The organism is Halorussus vallis (genome assembly GCF_024138165.1).
In the GTDB taxonomy this organism is placed as follows: Archaea; Halobacteriota; Halobacteria; order Halobacteriales; family Haladaptataceae; genus Halorussus; species Halorussus vallis.
On sequence record NZ_CP100000.1, the window covers coordinates 245,523 to 264,741 of the forward strand.

16 protein-coding genes and 1 pseudogene are annotated in these 19,219 nt (G+C 61.0%); 11 read left to right on the forward strand and 6 right to left on the reverse strand.

The window, feature by feature from the left end; genetic code table 11:
• Positions 1-3: 3 nt before the first annotated feature.
• From NGM07_RS01440 to NGM07_RS01450, 3 genes are all read left to right on the forward strand, one after another.
• Positions 4-327, forward strand: a complete 324-nt coding sequence (locus NGM07_RS01440) for a hypothetical protein (protein WP_253515674.1) — start codon at positions 4-6, stop codon at positions 325-327.
• Positions 328-509: 182 nt separating this feature from the next.
• Positions 510-728, forward strand: a complete 219-nt coding sequence (locus tag NGM07_RS01445) for a hypothetical protein (protein WP_253515675.1) — start codon at positions 510-512, stop codon at positions 726-728.
• Entirely contained in the window at positions 721-1,752 is a 1,032-nt protein-coding gene (locus NGM07_RS01450) for a DUF7972 family membrane protein (protein ID WP_253515677.1), read from the forward strand. The genes NGM07_RS01445 and NGM07_RS01450 overlap by 8 nt, the downstream gene beginning before the upstream one ends.
• A gap of 305 nt (positions 1,753-2,057) precedes the next feature.
• Here the strand turns inward: NGM07_RS01450 and NGM07_RS01455 are convergent, their stop codons facing one another.
• On the reverse strand, positions 2,058-2,360 hold the full coding sequence (locus NGM07_RS01455) for a HalOD1 output domain-containing protein (protein ID WP_253515679.1): 303 nt from the start codon (positions 2,358-2,360) through the stop codon (positions 2,058-2,060).
• A gap of 300 nt (positions 2,361-2,660) precedes the next feature.
• Positions 2,661-3,857, reverse strand: a complete 1,197-nt coding sequence (locus tag NGM07_RS01460) for an HNH endonuclease (protein ID WP_253515694.1) — start codon at positions 3,855-3,857, stop codon at positions 2,661-2,663.
• A gap of 1,961 nt (positions 3,858-5,818) precedes the next feature.
• Here NGM07_RS01460 and NGM07_RS01465 point away from each other — a divergent pair.
• The gene (locus NGM07_RS01465; protein WP_253515708.1) at positions 5,819-6,598 is read left to right on the forward strand and encodes a DUF8832 domain-containing protein; all 780 of its coding nucleotides are present in this window, start codon (positions 5,819-5,821) and stop codon (positions 6,596-6,598) included.
• Positions 6,599-6,689: 91 nt separating this feature from the next.
• Here NGM07_RS01465 and NGM07_RS01470 read toward each other — a convergent pair whose 3' ends face one another.
• The gene (locus NGM07_RS01470) at positions 6,690-6,866 is read right to left on the reverse strand and encodes a hypothetical protein (RefSeq protein ID WP_253515711.1); all 177 of its coding nucleotides are present in this window, start codon (positions 6,864-6,866) and stop codon (positions 6,690-6,692) included.
• 536 nt (positions 6,867-7,402) lie between these two features.
• Between NGM07_RS01470 and NGM07_RS01475 the strand changes: the two are divergent.
• Positions 7,403-8,125 (forward strand): annotated as a pseudogene (locus NGM07_RS01475) (DUF2270 domain-containing protein).
• A gap of 146 nt (positions 8,126-8,271) precedes the next feature.
• Here NGM07_RS01475 and NGM07_RS01480 read toward each other — a convergent pair.
• Entirely contained in the window at positions 8,272-8,454 is a 183-nt protein-coding gene (locus NGM07_RS01480) for a hypothetical protein (protein WP_253515717.1), read from the reverse strand.
• A gap of 289 nt (positions 8,455-8,743) precedes the next feature.
• Here NGM07_RS01480 and NGM07_RS01485 point away from each other — a divergent pair, with 289 nt between their 5' ends.
• The 3 genes from NGM07_RS01485 (at position 8,744) to NGM07_RS01495 (ending at position 11,557) form a co-directional block, all read left to right on the forward strand.
• Entirely contained in the window at positions 8,744-9,778 is a 1,035-nt protein-coding gene (locus tag NGM07_RS01485) for a potassium channel family protein (RefSeq protein WP_438267714.1), read from the forward strand.
• Between the two features lie 370 nt (positions 9,779-10,148).
• Complete coding sequence (locus NGM07_RS01490) at positions 10,149-10,490, forward strand: DUF7853 family protein (protein WP_253515746.1); 342 nt, start codon at positions 10,149-10,151, stop codon at positions 10,488-10,490.
• Between the two features lie 143 nt (positions 10,491-10,633).
• Complete coding sequence (locus NGM07_RS01495; RefSeq protein ID WP_253515748.1) at positions 10,634-11,557, forward strand: phosphatase PAP2 family protein; 924 nt, start codon at positions 10,634-10,636, stop codon at positions 11,555-11,557.
• Between the two features lie 85 nt (positions 11,558-11,642).
• Here the strand turns inward: NGM07_RS01495 and NGM07_RS01500 are convergent, their stop codons facing one another.
• Positions 11,643-13,115 (reverse strand): arylsulfotransferase family protein, encoded by a 1,473-nt coding sequence (locus NGM07_RS01500; protein ID WP_253515752.1) that lies wholly within the window; start codon positions 13,113-13,115, stop codon positions 11,643-11,645.
• 367 nt (positions 13,116-13,482) lie between these two features.
• Between NGM07_RS01500 and NGM07_RS01505 the strand changes: the two genes are divergently transcribed.
• Positions 13,483-15,924: an amino acid permease gene (locus NGM07_RS01505; protein ID WP_253515754.1), complete on the forward strand. Its 2,442-nt coding sequence runs from the start codon at positions 13,483-13,485 to the stop codon at positions 15,922-15,924.
• 149 nt (positions 15,925-16,073) lie between these two features.
• The gene (locus NGM07_RS01510) at positions 16,074-16,292 is read left to right on the forward strand and encodes a hypothetical protein (RefSeq protein ID WP_253515757.1); all 219 of its coding nucleotides are present in this window, start codon (positions 16,074-16,076) and stop codon (positions 16,290-16,292) included.
• A gap of 65 nt (positions 16,293-16,357) precedes the next feature.
• On the opposite strand, the gene NGM07_RS01515 is transcribed toward NGM07_RS01510, so the two are convergent.
• Positions 16,358-16,531: a hypothetical protein gene (locus NGM07_RS01515; RefSeq protein ID WP_253515759.1), complete on the reverse strand. Its 174-nt coding sequence runs from the start codon at positions 16,529-16,531 to the stop codon at positions 16,358-16,360.
• A gap of 218 nt (positions 16,532-16,749) precedes the next feature.
• Here NGM07_RS01515 and NGM07_RS01520 point away from each other — a divergent pair, with 218 nt between their 5' ends.
• Positions 16,750-19,170, forward strand: coding sequence for an amino acid permease (locus NGM07_RS01520; protein WP_253515761.1), 2,421 nt, complete (start codon positions 16,750-16,752; stop codon positions 19,168-19,170).
• Positions 19,171-19,219: the final 49 nt, after the last annotated feature.

The window sequence follows — 19,219 nt, forward strand, 5'->3', positions numbered from 1 at the left end:
GATATGGTTGACAGGCAACTCGCATTCAGCATCCTGCAATTAGTGGCGCTCTCACTCCCTGCGTTCGCCATCCTCCTACAGATAGTGGTAGAAACGGAGATGGCATATACGCACTGGGCAGTTCCGATAACGACCGCCGGACTGGGGCTAGTTCTCATCAGCGGTGCTGTCGTTATCGGGGAACTCATACTTGCCACGACGACAACCACCATGATGATTGCATTGGGGTTCCTCTTCCTTGGGGTACTCAGTATGCTTATCGGAGCCAGTCTTATCGGTTTGCAAACCGGAGCGAAACAACGCCGGCTTCGAGACGGTGAGGACTGACCGAAGGAGTTCACTGAGCAATTTGCACCACGCATCTATTACGCCCAGCAGTGCCGCAGAAGTACCTATTTGGAAAATGACTGTTCGATACAGAGCGTATATTGCTCGGAAGTCACTACCATGAGTTTGCGGTGGTACCCTGCCACCATACTTAGCTAGTCGAGACTGGTACCCTGTTGGGTATGGCTTCCAACGAGCCGCCCGGCTGGGAGTATCGCGTCGTCGAACCGCCACGCGAACCCTCGCAGAAAGAAGCGCGTGACCCGACGAGTCTGCTCGACGAGGTTGCCGACGACGGCTGGGAACTCGACGAGACCATCGACTACGTCGGCGGTGGGACCAAGTTCCTCGTCTTCAGGCGACCCACTGCCGAGGCCGACACGGAGGGCTACCATGAGTGATTCCGGCGGGTCGAACGAGGTTCGGACCGCGAACACGCTTCGGGAACGCATCGAGTTGAATCGGCCATATAGCTGGTTCCTGTTCGGCGGCCATCGGCTAGTCGTCGCCAGCCTCGTCGCAGTGAGCGTCTTCGTCGCCTTCATTCTCATTAGCATCGTCACCTTCCCCTCGTTTCGGGTCCTGCTTCGGTCGGCAGACACCATCGAAACCATGTTCGCAGCCACGATCGGCACCATCGTCACCGGGACGACCCTCGTGGTCACGATCAGCCAGCTCGTCATCTCGCAAGAGAACGGACCGTTGGGCGACCAGCGCCAGCGGATGAGCGACGCGATGGATTTCCGGACCTACGCCGCCAACCTCTTCGAGGACCCGCCCGAAGCCAACCCGGCGCAGTTCCTCGGGCAACTCCTCGAAGCGACCGAGCGTCGGGCCGACGCCCTCGAAGCTCAACTTGCCGACAACGACGACGAGGACCTCCGCCAGCAGGTCGCGGAGTTCCTCGACAGCCTCCGGAACAACGTGGACACAGTCGTGGACGAACTCGACGAGGCGCAGTTCGGCACGTTCGACGTGGTGGCGTCGGCGCTCGACTTTAACTACGACTGGAAGCTCTACCAGATCGAACGCCTCACCGACGAGTTCGCCGACAGCCTCGATGGGGACGACCAGGAGGCGTTCCACAACCTGGAGACGGCGCTGACCATGTTCGGGCCAGCCCGCGAGCAGATCAAGACGTTGTACTTTCAGTGGGAGTTGATCGACCTCTCGCGGTACATCCTCTACGCGGCGGTCCCGGCGCTGGTCGTGGCCGGGTCGATGACCGCGTTCGTCGGCGGCGAAACGGTTCCGGGTGTGACGCTCGGTGTCCCGAATATTACATGGGTGGTTGGAGCGGCCTTTACCATCACGCTCGTGCCCTTCTTTACGTTCCTCTCGTACATTCTCCGCATCGTGTTCGTCGCCAAGCACACGCTTGCGGTCGGCCCGTTTGTCCTCAGGCAATCGTATACGAGCGATTGAGGAATCGACGCCGGAAGTAACAGATTTCAACGGTTCAAAAGACGGCGAAATCGAGGGGATACTGTCGTCCCATCACCACTCACAGGTCAGTTAGTCTTGGACAACCGTTTTCGCATTCTATTACGCATAATACGCACCACGCATCTATTACGCCCAACAGTGTCGCAGAAGGACCCTGTTTGAGAACCGACTGTTCGATACAGAGCGTGTATATCTCATTGCCACCGACGACTTAACCTACAGCTATCAGAAGTGACGTGCTGGATAGAAAGCGCGCATCTTGCAGGAATGATGCTGCGCCCGTTTTACTCTCCGTCAACTGCTGAGCCCCCGGAGCGGTCCGAGACTGTTACCCAGCCGTCCGCCCCGACGCTTATTTTGTAGTCGTTGTACCGAAACTCGACCGTCGAGTTCGTGCCGTTTCGGTTGGCCTCTGGCCGGTCGAACAAGGTGTCGTCGATGCCTGCAATGTCTATCACGTCAGTATACCCCATATCTGTAAGGAAGTTTTCTGCAGATGGCGTCGCCTGAAACGTGACGAACGACCCGTCAATATTGCTCTTCAAATAGATCCCTGAGCCATCTGCGTAATCGTGTACAACGGGCATCATCACTCGGATGCTAAGGAAATCCTATAATTGTTTCTAAGAACATGTGTCGTTCTAGCGGTCTTACTTGGTGAAGCCGGTTAGACAGACCAAACAACACTACTCAGATGAGCGGCGATAAACTGTCTGTCACTCGGTGAAACCCTCTCCAAGGACTCTCCTCGCACTCCAGGCTAACCCTGCGCCGAATATGAACGGAGCAATCGCTATTGGCGAGCAAGTAAGAATACGAAGGAATTCCGTCTATCGAGGTATCTCCCCCGGCGATTCAGTTAAAGGCCCGCAAGCAACGAGTCGCTCTCAACCTCGGCCGTCGACCGATTGGTTGCCGTGTCTTGCTCGACTGCTATGCGCTCGTCCGCAGAGTCCACGATCTCGCGCGAGTGACTGACGACAATTTGTCTGATCGACACCGAGTTCGCGCATCCGCTGTGCGAGGTCGCTGATGCGGCCAACATGGGTTTCATCGAGATGGACGGTCGGCTCGTCAAGGATGAGTGGCGGGAGTGGCGCCTCCCCGTCGATGCCCTCCGCGAGAAGCTGGTAGATCGCACAGCGGAGGGCGAGATTGAACAGCGCCTGTTCACCACCGGAAAGTTCGTCCGGGTCAAGGGTCTCACCGCTTTTCTCGTGGATGGTCACCGCATAGTTGCGGTCGAGTTCGATGCGGGCATACGAGTCGTTCTCGTAGACGAGGCTGAAAACATCGTTCACAAGCTGCTCTAAGTGGACGACGTTCGCCTCGCGCAGGCTGGCACGCAACCCACCGTACATCTGTTCGACCGCCTCGCATTGCTCGACGGCAGTCATGAGCTGCTTTCCCTCTGCCTCGAGAGTCTCCTGCTCCTCACGGAGTACCTCAAGTCGCTCGAGGTCGCCCTCGATCTGGCCCTTCATCCGCTGTTGCTTGTTGCGCTCAGTTTCAAGCTCGGCCTTTTCGGACTCTATATCTTCCACTTCGTTCTGTGCCTTGTCACGCTGCTGTTCGAGGTCGCTAATCCGCTCTTCATCGATAGCGTCCTCGAGCTGCGCCTGCTCGTCGATGAGGCGATCAACACGTGATTTGCGGTCCTCCTTTAGCGCCTCAGCCGGGCTGAGGTTGGACTCTGTCTGGGCCAGGGTCTGGTGTGCATCACTGAGATCGTCAGTCGCCTCGCCAACGGCTTCGAGGTCGGCGATTGTTTGCTCGCTAGCCTCAAGTGTCGCATTTCCTCGTTCGACAGCGAGATGGCAGTCCCGGCAGAGACAGACGAGATTCTCGAGTGTGTGGGCGTCACGTGGATCCTCGAACGTCCGGACTGGCCGGATGTGATGGACGTCGGGATTCTGGCTGAGCGTATCTCGGTCAGCACCACATTGCTGGCAGGCGTGTCCATCCCGTTCAAGTGTTCGACGTCGTGCTCGTGGCCAGCCGTCGCCGTAGAACTCCTCACTGTCCACACCGCCGTTCCAGTTGGGGTTGTCTGAGCCACACCATTTGTCGTCTGCTCGTTGCATAGCCGAGAGCCAAGCACGGTAACAGGTGCGGTCACAGAAGTGGTCCGTCTGCGCATCGGCTTCGGAGGCGAACACGTGCTGGGACTCCCCGCAGCGCGAGCAGGAGACGGTCACCTGCTTCGTCGAGTTGAGATGGACGGTGCACGAGATCGCTTCGTCAGCGACGCAGTCGGGACAGTAGTGGCCGGCCTTCTCCGAGGCGTAGTATGTGAACGTGGCATCGTAAATGAGACAGACACTGGTGGTATTTCCGCGCGTTGAATCGCGGGGACTACTCCACTGTGGACGATTACAGTCGTCACAGCGAGTTCGGTCTTGGTACGGTGCATAAAACGGAATCTCGCAGACTGCACACTGCTTGTTCGGAAGTCGTTCATCGTGAACGGTCGTGTGGTGGACGCGCATCCCTCGTGGAGAAGCGAATTCCCGGTTACAGGTTGGACAGACGTTACTCTCGGGGAGTAGTTCCGTAGTGGACATGGCCCTCGCCCGTCAGGGCCAGAAAAAACGGCAAGCTGATTACACTCCTGTATCCACCGCCGATGCTGACGAATCGAAGTCGTCGGTGTTCCTCGGCGAATCAATTCGAGGTCCGTCAAGCGTCAGCTCAATCCTCGATGGACGAACGAGCGGGAGAATCCAGTTGACGGGCGCTTCTACACCCCCACTTCCTGGCGATTCCCCGTCACCGTAATAGATTTGCGGCAGCAAACAGCAGATACAGAAGCAGCGTCTTTCCGGGAGAGTGACTGAGTAAGGGGGTGTAGAATCCCGAATTCGGAAAGAGGGATATCGGGGCAAAGCGGCGTATCGCGAGAAATCGCTCCGCGCCCGAAAACGGGCGCGGAGCGAGGGTGTGCACGCAGTTTCGGTGACTGGGATAGCGAGCGAGCCCGTTGACTGGGGCGTTCAGTGAGCTCAATCGTAAGCGCCGGAATCCAGATTCGACGGTACATCCCCGTTTTCTATGTCGAATATCGGGGTTTCACCGATTTCATACCTGGGTTCGAGACGGCGAATTGAACCGGCTGTACCCCGCTCTGAAGTCCGCAGAGCGTGATGAAAGCAGAATATGATCATATTCTCGCTGCGAACCGGTACGACCGCACGTCCGAGTTGAAATGCGAAAACGCTGGATACACCCACGTTCCTACGTCGAATTCGGTGATTCAGGCGATGACTCACGCGACACGCTTAGATTCCAGACGTCGTTTCCAAGTGCTCTCTGTAGTGTTTTCGACCTCCTCTCAAGCCATGCCGTGCGCCTGATGGCGCACTCTCCCCCTCGTTTTTCTACACCCGTCTACCACAACCGTTCTCCCGGAAATATTCGAGGGTGTAGCGGAATCCTGTTCGAACGAGGAAGTCTCTCGTCGGTTCTGAGCGCCCGAAACGATGTCGGAAGGGGTGTAGCCGACTCGGCTTGTCGAGCCGAGTCGTCCGGCATTTCCGCTTGTGGCTTCCTCACCAGCGTCCTCGCCCAAGTGCTTTCTCGCACCTCCAAGTAATCGGACTACTGGTGGACTGTCTACAGGGCCACAGAGTTCGTTGTTCCGGTCCATACTCACTAAAGAGGGTTCGGGGTGGCAAATCTCCTAGTGAATGGCAGATTGTTACGGGGCTCAGCCTCTATCGTTCGCCTGTATCGCCAGAGAACAGGCTACGTCGTAGAAAAGACGAGTAGCCGTCCGCTTAGATACGTGAAGTGCAGAATCACGAGGTAAGCTCACCCGCTGGTCGAACAGCCGATTAACCGCTTTCAGTAGTTAAGTATAGATTCACGTTTCTTCTCTCGCTGCTTTGAGCGAGCAACTAAATCGACCACTATCACACCAACCACTTTCGAGCGCCTTGATCCCAGCGACTCCTAACTGGCCTTACGAAGGACGAGACAAATGTCATCGCCGTAGTTGCAGGAATGTCGAAAAAACCTGTAAGCCACAGTCGGGCGATTACCGTGTATGAACAAACATTCCAGACACGGTAACGACGAGTCCGAACCGCACGACAGAACTCGTGGCTACGGACCCGCCGAACACGCTACGTTGGGCGGGCTGACGGTGGCGTCCGACGGACTCCGTCTTGAACCCGATTTCACTCGCGTAGACTCGGGAGTGGAGTTGGAGTGGACGTATCAAATACATGGTGAGCAAGGGGTCGTCACGGAGTTCGAGGAAACCCACGACCAACTCGCTCACCTGATACTCGTCCGTCGGGACCTCACCCGGTTTCAGCACCTGCATCCAAAACTCGACCAGGACGGAGCGTGGTCGGCGGAGTTTACCCTTCCCAATCCAGGCGTCTATCGCGCGTTCGTCGACGTACTCGTCGACGGTCAGCCGACGACCTTAGGGGTCGACCTCCTCGCGTCGGGAAACGCTGAATACGAACCGAACCCCGGGTCGACGCACGAAGCCACCGTTGAGGGGTACGACGTTACGCTGGACCCGGTGAGCGTGTTTCCCGGCGAGAGGACCACCCTCGAATTCGAGGTCCGTCGCGATGGTGAGCGTGTTCGTCTCGATCCGTATCTTGGGGCGCTTGGTCACTTGGTCTCGTTACGCGACGGCGATCTCGCCTACCTCCACGTCCATCCCGAAGAGACCGACCCCGCAGACGGGAACGTTCGGTTCGCGGTCCAGTTTCCGACTTCCGGTCGGTATCGACTCTTCATTCAAGCGAAGCCAAGAGGCGAACTGATCACCGCATCGTTCGACGTCATCTCGGGGAACTGTGAATAGCGTATTTCCACTGTAACAAACGATAACGGGGAGCACGAAACCGCTCTTACTCTATCGGCATACCACCTCGTGTCGGTAGAACGAGGTGATTTCAGTTCGCTCTCACCGACGGGTTCTTCGGTCGAGCGGTCGGCTCGCAGTGGTGGGCCACCGTCATGAGGTTGTAGACTGCCGACCGCCCCGCAGACTCCTCGATGTATCGAAAATCGTCCTCGTCGAGATTGCCCGCGACCTTGAACTCTACTTGGAGGTCACCGAACATGTCCACTGGTTCGCCGTCCTCACCCTCAATGGCTCTCGAAGTCGAACAACGCTATCGTTAAGCCCATCCTCGGTACGGTCGGTGTCTGTACACCGAGACGGATTTTGCGGAGGGCTGCACGCTCTCCACGGGAGGCGAACAGCGACACGTAAAATCCGGCAGGAGTGATCGACGCGACGCACGTAATTGCCTTGAGAGCGAAGAAAACCTATGGCATATCAAACGACGATCGGATGGTCGCTCGTTACGTCTGGAATCGTGAGCCTCGTTCTCTGGTTGATTCCCGGCGACTCGGTCTGGTGGGGAGTCGGCCTTCTCATCCTTGGAATTGTAGTCCTCTATATTCGCCGTGACGACGTCTCTGAGGCTATCTCGGCACTGACTGGTTCGTGAGCGTATTGCGTAGGCCCTGGTATCACGCGACTTGTAGACAATTCTCCCTGAAATCTCTGCGCACTCGGACGAACTGAGTCACGCCGGCTCCGTTCGCTTCGGAATCTGTCGTACCGCCGGTTATGTGAACGAGGGGCGTAGACACCGGCATGACCGACTCGGACAGCGACGAGTTCGATCCGACAGCACGCGAACAGCGCGAAATCGGACACGAGATGGTCGACCAGAGTACGGGCCTCGGCTCGGTGATGGCGCACGCCTACCGTGGCGAGATGGACGAGGCGACCACATGGCGGCAGCGTCTCGGTCAGGCTACCACGTGGGCGGTGACGGTCATCGCAGCGATTCTCACGTGGGCGTTCTCGAACGCGGACAACCCTCATTACATTCTACTCATTGGAATCGTAATCGTCACCATCTTCCTGGGCATCGAAGCCCGGCGGTACCGAAACTACGACGTCTATCGTTTGCGCATTCGACTGCTTCAGCAGAACCTGTTCGCGAACGCCCTCGATCCGTCGCAGGGCGTCGAACATCCGAACTGGCGAGCGGAACTCAGCGAGGACTACCGGACACCGACGCTGAAAGTCACGCTCGGCGAGGCGCTCGCGAATCGGCTTCGGCGTATCTACCTCGCCTTGCTCGGCGTGCTTCTCGCCGCCTGAATATTCCGAATCACCGCATTTACGCCCCGGCAGGACTGGTTCGGGGCTGCCGGAATCGCTGCCGTTCCCGGTTCCGTCGTGGTCGGCGCTGTCGCGACGTTCGCCGTGGCGGTACTCGGAATCGCGTACTGACCCCGGGAACGACACGCGAAGGGAGAGTTTCGCGAAGGTGACCCGGGGACGTGGAAGGACTCTGATGGCGAGTAGACCCGTGCGATCGAGAAGGTGAAACGACGACGAAATCGCTACCGTCCGTGCGGCAGTTCTTGCAGTCCAGTACTGAGGCCTCGTCAATACGGGACGGTGCTCGCGCGTCGTCTGTCATGCGGTCGTCGCGTTTCGGACGAGTGCGGTCACTGTGATTCCTCGTTCTTCTCCACTTCGGTGACGATTCCGTTCCAGTCCGGATGTTCGGCACCATTCCGACACTCCCAGCCTCCTTCGACGTCGATTCCGTTGGCGTACGCCCGCCGAAGGAGCACTTTCAGCTCCGCGTACAATGCATCGTCGGACGTGAGCGGGGTTTCTTCGGTCACCTCCCGAAACTGGACGCGTGTGGGGTGATCGTCTACGATACCGAAACGGAGCAGGTCCGAAACGTGACCGATGAACTGGGCCAGGAACTACTGGCGCTGATTCAATGGTTCTCAAAAGCAAGTCGGACTATTAGCATCTAGTTCCGCAGAGGCGGTTTTGGTCGATGGTACCGCACAATTAGGCGGGCTTAAACGAGGGCAAGCACGCTTAATGTCTTCCGAACCATGATTGCGTATCCACGTGGTAATCCATGCTATTGTCCCGCCTGATTCAGTCGTCGGACTTCAGGTGAGTTTGGAGCCGCTCATGCCGTTACAAGCCACGGGAGGTGTGCGGTTCCTGTACACGCTCGTTGGTATTGGTGTTCTCCTGGTCACGACGATCGACGTCTTTTGGACCATCTTGTGGACCAACGGCGGTGCAGGTCTGCTCACCTCACCGCTGATGAAAGGGACGTGGCGCGGGCTCAGAACGGTAGACCGTCAGGAGTCCCTGGTACTTACGCTGGCCGGACCGCTCATCCTCGCGTTCACGCTCACGATGTGGGTCGTACTGCTCTGGGCGGGGTGGACGTTACTCTTCGCTGGCGATGTGAACGCGCTCAACTACACGCGCGGTCCCGGACCCGTCCGATGGGTCGGACGGGGGTACTTTGTAGCGTACACCATGTTCACGATGGGCAACGGAGACTTCAGTCCGACCAGTCCAATCTGGCGGATAGTCACTGCATTCACGAACGCAAGCGGCATGATATTGATCACGCTCATCGTGACGTACGTCGTCTCCGTCCTGCGAGCCGTCGTCAACAAGCAATCGTTTGCGAGCAGCGTTATGGGAGTGGGCGAGACGAGCGAAGCGTTCGTCCGTTCGGGATGGGACGGTGACACCCTCCGGCAACACGACCTCCCGTTAGAGTCGTTCGCGTCGAGTCTGAGTACCCTGGCGGCCCAGCACAAGGCGTATCCGATCCTTCACTACTACCGTAGCGAACGGAAACAACACGCTGCCCCGGTCGCAGTCGCCGTCTTCGACGACGCACTGACTATCATCCGCTTCGGCGTCGACCCTGAGCGACGTCCTAACGAACCCGTTATCGAAACCGCTCGATCGGCTACTGAAGACTACGTCCGGACGGCCATGAGTCCACCCGCCGGTCACACGCCGCCACCGCCGAACCTTAATCGCCTCCGCGACGCGGACATCCCCGTCGCATCCGACGAGGAGTTCACCGACAAGTTAGCCGACCTGGCGGAACAGCGCCGTGAACTACTCGGTGTGGTCGAGGCCCAAGAGTGGGAATGGCCCTCAGAGCGACAGCAGTGAACGAATCTCGTTCCTCGGAGATCGTTTTGTTGCCAGTCCAGTCAGACACTCGACCCTCAAACGTTAACCCCGTTGGTGTTTTGATTTTCTGAAGAGTATCTTCCTTAACCTTCTACTACCGTCCTCCCGGGTAAACTCGAAGGTGTAGCGGAATCTCGATTCCACTAGAACGCCTTTCGTCGATTCTGTGCGCTCGAAACGTGTTTCGACGAGGCGTAGCTGACCAACCCCTTGTGAGTTAGTCCGTCGTTCTGTCAGTCAACACGACCCCTCCCAGCCAGTCGGAACTATCGACTCGCTCCTCGGGTTTGTTATATGCTAGCAAACCTTATAGTGGTCACGGTCATATCCTCACGACAGACGCATCGGTATGTCGACGCACACCCAATCGTCACGGTCGATAAGGCTGGCGCTTCCGCCGGACGAACAGTGGACGCTCCACCACGTCCTCCTGCACCGAATCGAGCGAGAACGAACCGCCGAGAACCCGACGGGAATCGACCCGCCGCCGCTCGAAGTCTACCGGGCGTTCGAAACGCTCGACGCCGGCGAGTCGCGCTTCACCGCCGGGCAACTGGAAGCGGTGCAGGACGTCCTCGGGACGTACCAGCGGTCGACCGACTGGTGGGAACTCGAACGGTCGACGCTCGAACAACTGCTACACCGCGTCGCGACGGCGCTCGAACACGCGGACGGCGACACATCCCGATAGGCCGCGACCGCGGTCGGCGTCGTTTACTCCGTCCTGCTCGACTGAAGTTCGGCACGTGCGCCGACATCGCTTGGCTCCCCACTGCCCGAAAGGGATACCCCGCTCGACGGTCTAGGTCCCGCCTCCGGACGGGGACTGGCCACGTGATACCGAGAATACTCGACGGCGCGCTCGAAACCGGTCGCGGCATCGGCGTCACCGAACTGCTCCACGCGCAGGCGGGTTGGCCGCTGGTCGTGGTGTTCGCGGTCGTCACCCAGTTGGGCGACGTGTGGTTCCTCTTCCTGCTCGGGAGCGTCCTCTACGTCGCGGGCGACGAACTGCCCCGGTGGGGAATCGACCGGCGGCGTGGGCTGTTCGTGCTGTCGCTCGTGGTCGTGTACGTGGCGCTCATCGGCGTACTCAAGACCGTCTTCGTGCTTCCGCGACCACCGGGAGCGGGTAACCCGCCGGCGCTACGGTGGATTCCGTCGGCGTTCGGCGGGCTGTTCACCAGTATCACGACCGCGGACGGTCCGGGGTTCCCGAGCGGCCACGCCCTCGGGACGACGATGGTCTGGGGCGGACTCGCGCTCGTCCTCGACCGAGGCACGTCCCGGACCCGCGCAGTCGTGGCCGGAGCGGTCGTGACGCTGGTTTCGCTCGCGCGCCTCGTTCTCGGCGTCCACTACCTCGTCGACGTGCTCGTCGGTGCCGTCGTCGGCCTGGCGGTCCTCGCGGGACTCTACTGGCTGGCCGACCGGGGGACGACGCCCGGTCTGGCCCTCCTCGCCGCAGTCGCAGTCGGACTTCCCGGACTGGTCCAACACGTTACCTTCGACAGCGTGGCCGCCGTCGGAAGCGCGGTCGGCGGCTGGGTCGTGTGGCGCGGGGTCACGGATTCGACGGCCGCCCATCCGACGAACGGCCGGGAGGTGTTCGCCGGATTCGCCGTGGTCGGGGTCGCCGGAGCGCTCTTCGGGGCGGTGTACACGTTCGAACCGTCCTATCCGCTCACGTTCGTGGGGAGCGCGCTCACCACCGGCGTCGTCGTGGCGGCGCCGCTGCTGGGCGAGCGACTGGCCTGAAAGAAATCGAGAACGATGCCTCCGGGACGGTGGACGGTATCGGACGACCGGAACCGGTCGACGGCGGAGGGAGTCGGGGTTCGAACTAGTCCTGTTCGGTCGTCGGTTCGTCGGCGGCACCCGTCGCGGCGGCGCGGCGGCGCCGGCCGACGAACCATCGCAGTTCGAAGCCGCCCCAGGCGAGGAGGGCGACCAGACCGAGCGCAATGGCGAAGACCTCGGGGACGCCCATCCAGATGGGCGTGATGTACATCAGCCCGTTCAGGTACTTGCCCGGAATGAGCCCCTTCGCGTTGATCCAGAACCGGTTGACGAGACTTCCCGACCGCGAGGCGATGTTGGCCGAGCGTGCGCTCGGACCGTTCGTCGACTCGTCGCCGGTTTCCAGTCGCTCGACCTCGTACGGGAACGCGATGTTGAGACTCCAGACGACATCGCCGTTCTCGTCGACCTCGAACACGCGGTTCCCGTTGGAGTCCGCGATCAGGGTGTGGCCGTTCGGCAGACGGTCGGCGTCGCGGGGCCACTGCATCCGGGCGTCCCGCCAGATCCACGACTGGGTCCAGTTCCCGTCGCTACGCTGGTACTCGACGACGCGGTTGTTCTCGCTGTCGGCGACGATCGCCGCGGGGCCGCCGTTCGACGCGTTGACGAAGTCGGGGTTGTGCTGCTCGTAGAGGATGCCGTAGTTGTCCTCCTTCCCGAGGGTCTGGGCCTTCTGGACGGTGTGGTCGTCGGACGACAGGAAGAGCACGCGGTCGAGGTTGCGAGCGCTCACCATGATTCGACCGTCCTTCAGCACCTCGACGTCGTTGATGTGCGTCCAGTCTTCGGGGAACGGGCCGCCGGTCTTCCCGGGGTCGTAGGCGTCGGTGGCGTTCCAGCGCCAGACGAGTTCGTCGGACGTGGTGTTGACCACGAACACCCCGTCGAGGAAGATGTCGGCGACGGCGAGGTGCGTGTCGTTGATGCGGTCGACGTCGTGGTACCGCGTCGCCTCCTTGCCCGGCGTGAGGTGGCCCCACACCTTCTCGACCGTCCCGGTCGTGAGGTTCACGCGCTCGACGCCGTTGTACGTACACGCGTTCGCGTCGGCGTGGACCTCGTAGTAGGTTTGCCATGTTTCGTTGGAGACGCCGTACTGGCTCGCGTTCCACTCGCCGGCGTCGGGACACTCGTCGCCGCTCCGGTGGTCGGCGTACGAGTACTCGACGGTCGCGCGGGTTCCCGGGACGGGGTCGACGTCCCAGTACCGCGTGTGGGTGTCGTTGTAGTAGCGGACCGTCCCGTTCGGGTTGAACGCGACGAGTTCGGCCCGTGCGCGCGGACCCTCGCTGGCCTGTCCGCGCCAGGAGTTCGAGTCGGTCGCGACGACGGTGATGCCGTCCGCTTCCGGTGCAATCTTTGCGCTCCGGTTTTCGACCCCGTCGCTACCGAGGTGGGACTCGAACGTCGTGTCGGTCACCGACGTCGCGAATCCGTATCCGACCGATACGACGGAGAGCGTCAGGAGCGCGGCGAAGAGAATCCGGACGTGCCGCTTCGAGAGCGACGTCATCGGTTCGAAAGCCCTCGCACGTGAAGCCTGCAGTTAGCGGCTACGAGTCCGATATGTCTATGGAGGAGACACATATCGTCGTCGACGAACATACCTACACTTCACCGTTCCCGAGCAAATAGGTTTTCCTCGACGGCGTCGCACGTGGAGTTCGAGAAACCGTCGGTATGCCGGACCGACGTCTCACTCTGCGGGGTATTCGACTCGGTGGCGTCTTCCGCTCGCCGAGGAACCGTGTTCCGCTTCGCGGACGTCGCTATCGTTCACGAAGGGCTGGAGTAACATCGTCGAAGGGAGTCGGTGTACGTTATCGAGCCACGTTCTGCCATTCGGCTTTTGAGTGTCGACACGCAACTGTGAAGTTACAATGGGCGGGGAATCTCCGGAGAACACGGCGACGACAGGAGGACAGGCCGAAGGTGGTGGAGGAGACGTGGAAGCGGAACTGTCGCGGGACATGAGCCTCTCCGACGTGACCTTCATCGGCGTCGGCGCGATGATCGGCGCGGGCGTGTTCGCATTGACCGGGTTCGCCGCCGGCCTGGCCGGTCCGGCGCTCACGCTCGCGTTCCTGCTCAACGGTTTCGTGGCGATGTTCACAGCGGTGTCGTACGCCGAACTCGGCGCGGCGTTCCCCGAAGCCGGCGGGGGTTACCTCTGGGTGAAAGAAGCACTGGTCGACCCGAACGGTTTCTACGCGGGGTGGATGAGCTGGTTCGCCCACGCCGTTGCGTGTTCGCTCTACGCGGTCACCTTCGGGGCGTTCCTGCTCGAACTGATTCACTACGCGGGATTCCTTCCCGCACCCGGTCCCGGCGGCAGTCACATCCAGCTTCTCGGGTTCATCAACGGTCACATGCTCGAGAAGTTGTTCGCGGTCGGGATGATCAGTCTGTTCGCGTACATCAACTACCGCGGGGCCGAAGAGACGGGAACCATCGGTATCGTCGTCACTGGCATCAAAGTCATCGTCCTCGGCGTCTTCGTCGCGTTCGGCATCCTCGCCACGCTCAACACGCCCAACTGGCCCTCGCAGTTCCTCGCCAGTCCGACGTTCGCGCCGAACGGCCTGTTCGGCATTGCGGGCGCGATGGGCTTTACGTACATCGCGTTCGAGGGCTACGAGATCATCGTCCAGTCCGGTGAAGAGGTCGTCGACCCCGGTTCGAACATCCCCAAGGCGGTGTTCTACTCGATGGCCATCGTCGTTCCTATCTACATTCTGGTCGCGTTCGCGTCCATCGGCGGCATCGACGTGACCCAGAACCTCGTCGCGGCCGCCGGCCTCGGCGGTCAGGAGGCCGTCTACACGTGGGAACTGATGGGCGCACTCGGCGAGATGGGCATCATTCGAGCCGCGGGGCAGTTCGTTCCGTACGGCGTGCCGCTATTGTTGTTCGCGGGGCTGGCGGCGACGATGAGCGCGCTCAACGCGACGGTGTACTCGTCGAGTCGGGTGTCGTTCGCGATGGGCCGCGACCGCGCGCTCCCACAGATATTCGAGAAGATCGACGACGACCAGAAGACGCCGTACTTCGCCATCTTCGCCTCGGCGGTCATCATCGCGGTGATGGCGGTCGCGCTCCCGATCGAAGCGGTTGCCGCCGCCGCCGACATCATGTTCATCCTGCTGTTCGTGCAGGTCAACTGGACGGTGGTGCGAATGCGCCAGACCCACCCCGACCTGCCGCGGACCTACAAGGTGCCGTTCATGCCGTGGCCGCCGCTCATCGGCATCGGCCTCCAGATGCTACTGACGCCCTTCCTCATCTACACCCTCGGACTGGAGGCGTTCGGCATCGGGACCAGCAACCACGGCCTCATCGCGCTTGTGACGGCGGCCGTCTGGATGGGCCTCGGTCTGGTGGTGTACTACGGCTACTCCAAACAGCAGGAGGCCGAGCAGATCGAAGAGGAGACGCCGACGCTAATCAGCGAAGAGACGCCTCGGGAGAGCGAGAACCAGATCGTCGTCCCGGTTTCGAACACGGAGAACACCGAGCAACTGATGCGGTCGGCGGTCGACATCGCCCGGGAGAACGACGGCGAGATCCTGGTGATGAGCGTCGTCACCGTTCCGCACCAGACGCCGCTCTCGCAGGGCCGCCAGTACGTCGACCAGGAACGTGACGTCGTGGACGCGGCGATGGAGATCGCGGAAGCCGAGGACGTACCCGTAAGCGGCGTCGTCCGGGTCGGCCACGACGTCTCGGACGCGATTCTCAACACGGTCGAGCAGTACGACAGCGAGACGGTGTTGATGGGCTGGGAGGGCCAGCACAAGAGCCAGCGCCGCGACATCGTCCTCGGAAGCAACGTCGACGAAGTGGCGACCGAGGCCGAGGCGGACGTGCTGGTCGAGCGAATCGGTCGGGACGCGACCGGGGAGGCCGACGACATCCTCGTCCCGGTCGCCGGCGGCGACCACTCGAAGTTCGCCGCGGAACTGGCCGACGACATCGCCAAACAGCACGACGGGCGCATCGATATCGTCCACGTCGTCGACCCCGACGCTGACGAATCGAAGCGGCGGGAGGCCCGAGAGATGTTCGAGGAGGTCACGGCCGACCTCGAAACCGAGAACGTCGACACCGAGGTAATCGAACACGACGACGTGGTCGACGCCGTCGTCGAGCGCTCGGGCGAGTACGACGTGTTGCTCGCGGGCGCGACCCGCGAGGGACTGCTCCAGCAGTTCGTGTTCGGTTCCATCCCCGAGAAGATCGGCTGGGGCTCGAACGGGACGGTCATCATGGCGAAGAAGAACCGCGGTATCACCTCGAAGGCCAAGGGATGGTTCGGTAGCTAAGCCCGCGTTTCCCCCTTCGACGAAGGAGCCGCGAACGCCGCTCGGACCGAATCGAACCGCGTCGAATCGATGTCGTTCGAGTTTCCACGGGGTTCACCGCGATTTCCCTTTCCGGTCGCTCTCCGATTTCTCCGAGTCGTAACCTACTAATGATACACCGTCAACCCGTTCGTATGTCAAACGGTTTTCTGAAAGAGGCGGCGGGGACGTTCGGTGCCGCGTTCGCCATTCTCGGACTCTTCTACGTCACCCAGGTCGGGTTCGAGTTGAGCGAACGTCTTCGCGCCGCGTCGTTCGCACTTCTGTTGTTCGCCGGGATTCTGGCGCCGCTGCTCTGGGTAACCGTTAACAAGCGGCGGCGGTCCTGAGCAACAACCGGGAAACATCGCGCTGGTACTTCGCATCGCCGACTCGCTGTAACTACCCTCCGGAGTCACTCCCCGATGACGAGTCCGCCGACTACGCCGATGAATCCGAAGAAGACGCATGCGTACCCCAGAAGCAGGGACGTCGACCACAGCGGTGCAATCGCCAGCAGTATCCCGACGAGTGTCAATTGGATGCCGAGTAACATCGTTTTGATGCCACGAACGTCTTCCGAGCGCATGCATTCCTATTTTGGATATGCGAGAAATATCTTCCTATAGTTACAGAACACCGGACGAAGGGAGGACCATCGAACGGTAACCGATACTCCTTCGGCCACTGTCTCGTTATCGAAAGTGGAATAATAAGCGTAATAGCGATTCGAATCGGTAGCGGGTTCAAGTAGGGGGATTGCGGTAGCAGGTTCTTTTATTACCTCAGAATCTGTACGTTGGTGCAATGGCAGAGGACTCGTCGCACGACGTAGCGGCCGGTGAGGGAACCGGGGAAGGTGAAGTCGAGACGGAACTGTCGCGGGACATGAGTCTGTTCGACATCACCTTCATCGGCGTTGGCGCGATGATCGGCGCGGGCGTGTTCGCGCTGACCGGCTTCGCCGCCGGCCTCGCCGGTCCGGCGCTCACCCTCGCGTTCCTACTCAACGGTTTCGTGGCGATGTTCACGGCGGTGTCGTACGCCGAACTCGGCGCGGCGTTCCCCGAAGCCGGAGGCGGCTACCTCTGGGTGAAGGAGGCGCTCGTCGACCCCAACGGCTTCTACGCGGGGTGGATGAGTTGGTTCGCCCACGCCGTCGCGTGTTCGCTTTACGCGGTCACCTTCGGGGTGTTCTTGGTCGAGTTGATCATCTACGCTACCGGCCTACCGCATGAGTTCCACCTCCTCGGATTCATCACGCCGATAATGGCCGAGAAGGGGCTCTCGGTCGTCATGGTCGCGGCGTTCGCGTACATCAACTACCGCGGGGCCGAGGAAACCGGGAAAGCGGGCGTCATCGTCACCGGCATCAAGGTCGTCATTCTCGGTGCGTTCATCGCGTTCGGCGTCTATGCCACCGTCACCGCGCCCCAGTGGACGGACAAGTTCTTCAACAGCCCATCGTTCGCGCCGAACGGCCTGTTCGGCATCATCGGCGCGATGGGCTTTACGTACATCGCGTTCGAGGGCTACGAGATCATCGTCCAGTCCGGCGAGGAGGTCGTCGACCCCGGCAAGAACGTCCCGAAGGCCGTTTTCTACTCGATGGCCATCGTCGTGCCCATCTACATTCTGGTCGCGTTCGCGTCCATCGGCGGCATCGACGTGACCCAACGTATCATCGGCCTCGCGGAGGTGAGCGGCCAGCAGAACATCTACACGTGGGAGCTACTGGGCGAACTCGGCGAACTCGGCATCATCCGGGCGGCGGGCCAGTTCATGCCCTACGGCGTGCCGCTGTTGTTGTTCGCGGGGCTGGCGGCGACGATGAGTGCGCTGAACGCGACGGTGTACTCGTCGAGTCGGGTGTCGTTCGCGATGGGCCGCGACCGCGCGCTCCCCGGGTCCTTCGACAAGATTCACCCCGAGAAGCGGACGCCCCACTGGGCGATCTTCGTCTCTGCGATCCTGATCGCGGCGATGGCGGTCGTCCTTCCCATCGAGGCCGTCGCGGCCTCCGCCGACATCATGTTCATCCTACTGTTCGTGCAGGTCAACTGGACGGTGGTACGGATGCGCCAGACCCATCCGGACCTGCCACGCACCTACGAGGTACCGTTCATGCCGTGGCCGCCGCTCATCGGTATCGGCCTCCAGATACTGCTGACGCCCTTCCTCATCTACACGTTGGGCCTCGAAGCGTTCGGCATCGGCGAGAGCAACCACGGCCTCATCGCGCTGGTCGCCACGGCCGTCTGGATGGGCCTCGGTCTGGTGGTGTACTACGGCTACTCCAAACAGCAGGAGGCCGAGCAGATCGAAGAGGATACCCCGACGCTCCTGACGGAGGCGACCCCGTCGAACGCGGAGAACCAGATCGTCGTCCCCATCGCGAACCCCGAGAACGCAGACCAGTTGATGCGGACGGCGGTCGACCTCGCGAAGGACAGGGACGGAGAGATTCTCGCGATGAGCGTCGTCACCGTCCCCCAGCAGACGCCCACCAGCGAAGGGCGGAAGTTCGTCACCGACGAGCGCGAAACCCTCGACCACGCGATGGACATCGCCAGAGAAGCCAACGTCCCCGTCAGCGGGACGATCCGCATCGGCCACGACATCGCGGAGGCGATCCTCAACACCGCCAATCAGTACGACAGCGACGCGATACTGATGGGGTGGAAGGGTCAACACAAATCCCAGCGACGCGACATCATCCTCGGGAGTAACGTCGACAGGGTCGTCCAGGAGGCGCACTGCGACGTGATGGTCGAGCGAGTCGCTCCCGACGCGACCGGCGAAGTCGACCGGATTCTCGTCCCGACCGCCGGCGGCCCGCACGCCGAGTACGCCGAGGAGATAGCGGACGCCATCGCCTACGCACAGAACGCCGAGGTCGACGTGGTCCACGTGATCGAACCGGGTGCCAGCGAGCAGGACCGAAACGACGCCCAGGCGCTCGTCGACGACGCCGCCGACACGTTCCGGGAGGACGTGACGGTGACCGGCGAGGTCGTCGAAGGGTCCAACGTCGTGGATACCATCATCGAACGGTCGGCGAGTTACAATCTCGTCGTCGTCGGCGCGACTCGCGAAGGCCTGCTCGACCAATTCGTCTTCGGTGCGATTCCGGAGCAAATCGGACGCCAGGCGCAGGACACGGTCATCATGGCCAAGCGGAACTTGGGCATCACGTCGAAGGTGCGCAGGTGGTTCGGAAGCAAGTAGAACCTAACTTCTCCGCGTCCCTGTCCGTCGTCCGTTCGTCTTTCTCGAC

Bases quoted from the DNA above. Each gene is read 5' to 3' on its own strand.
- NGM07_RS01440 (WP_253515674.1), top strand. From the start codon at position 4: ATGGTTGACAGGCAACTCGCATTCAGCATCCTGCAATTAGTGGCGCTC.
- NGM07_RS01490 (WP_253515746.1), top strand. From the start codon at position 10,149: ATGTCGACGCACACCCAATCGTCACGGTCGATAAGGCTGGCGCTTCCG.
- NGM07_RS01465 (WP_253515708.1), top strand. From the start codon at position 5,819: ATGAACAAACATTCCAGACACGGTAACGACGAGTCCGAACCGCACGAC.
- NGM07_RS01460 (WP_253515694.1), bottom strand. From the start codon at position 3,857: ATGCAACGAGCAGACGACAAATGGTGTGGCTCAGACAACCCCAACTGG.
- NGM07_RS01445 (WP_253515675.1), top strand. From the start codon at position 510: ATGGCTTCCAACGAGCCGCCCGGCTGGGAGTATCGCGTCGTCGAACCG.
- NGM07_RS01520 (WP_253515761.1), top strand. From the start codon at position 16,750: ATGGCAGAGGACTCGTCGCACGACGTAGCGGCCGGTGAGGGAACCGGG.
- NGM07_RS01515 (WP_253515759.1), bottom strand. From the start codon at position 16,531: ATGCGCTCGGAAGACGTTCGTGGCATCAAAACGATGTTACTCGGCATC.
- NGM07_RS01500 (WP_253515752.1), bottom strand. From the start codon at position 13,115: ATGACGTCGCTCTCGAAGCGGCACGTCCGGATTCTCTTCGCCGCGCTC.
- NGM07_RS01455 (WP_253515679.1), bottom strand. From the start codon at position 2,360: ATGCCCGTTGTACACGATTACGCAGATGGCTCAGGGATCTATTTGAAG.
- NGM07_RS01510 (WP_253515757.1), top strand. From the start codon at position 16,074: ATGATACACCGTCAACCCGTTCGTATGTCAAACGGTTTTCTGAAAGAG.
- NGM07_RS01450 (WP_253515677.1), top strand. From the start codon at position 721: ATGAGTGATTCCGGCGGGTCGAACGAGGTTCGGACCGCGAACACGCTT.
- NGM07_RS01505 (WP_253515754.1), top strand. From the start codon at position 13,483: ATGGGCGGGGAATCTCCGGAGAACACGGCGACGACAGGAGGACAGGCC.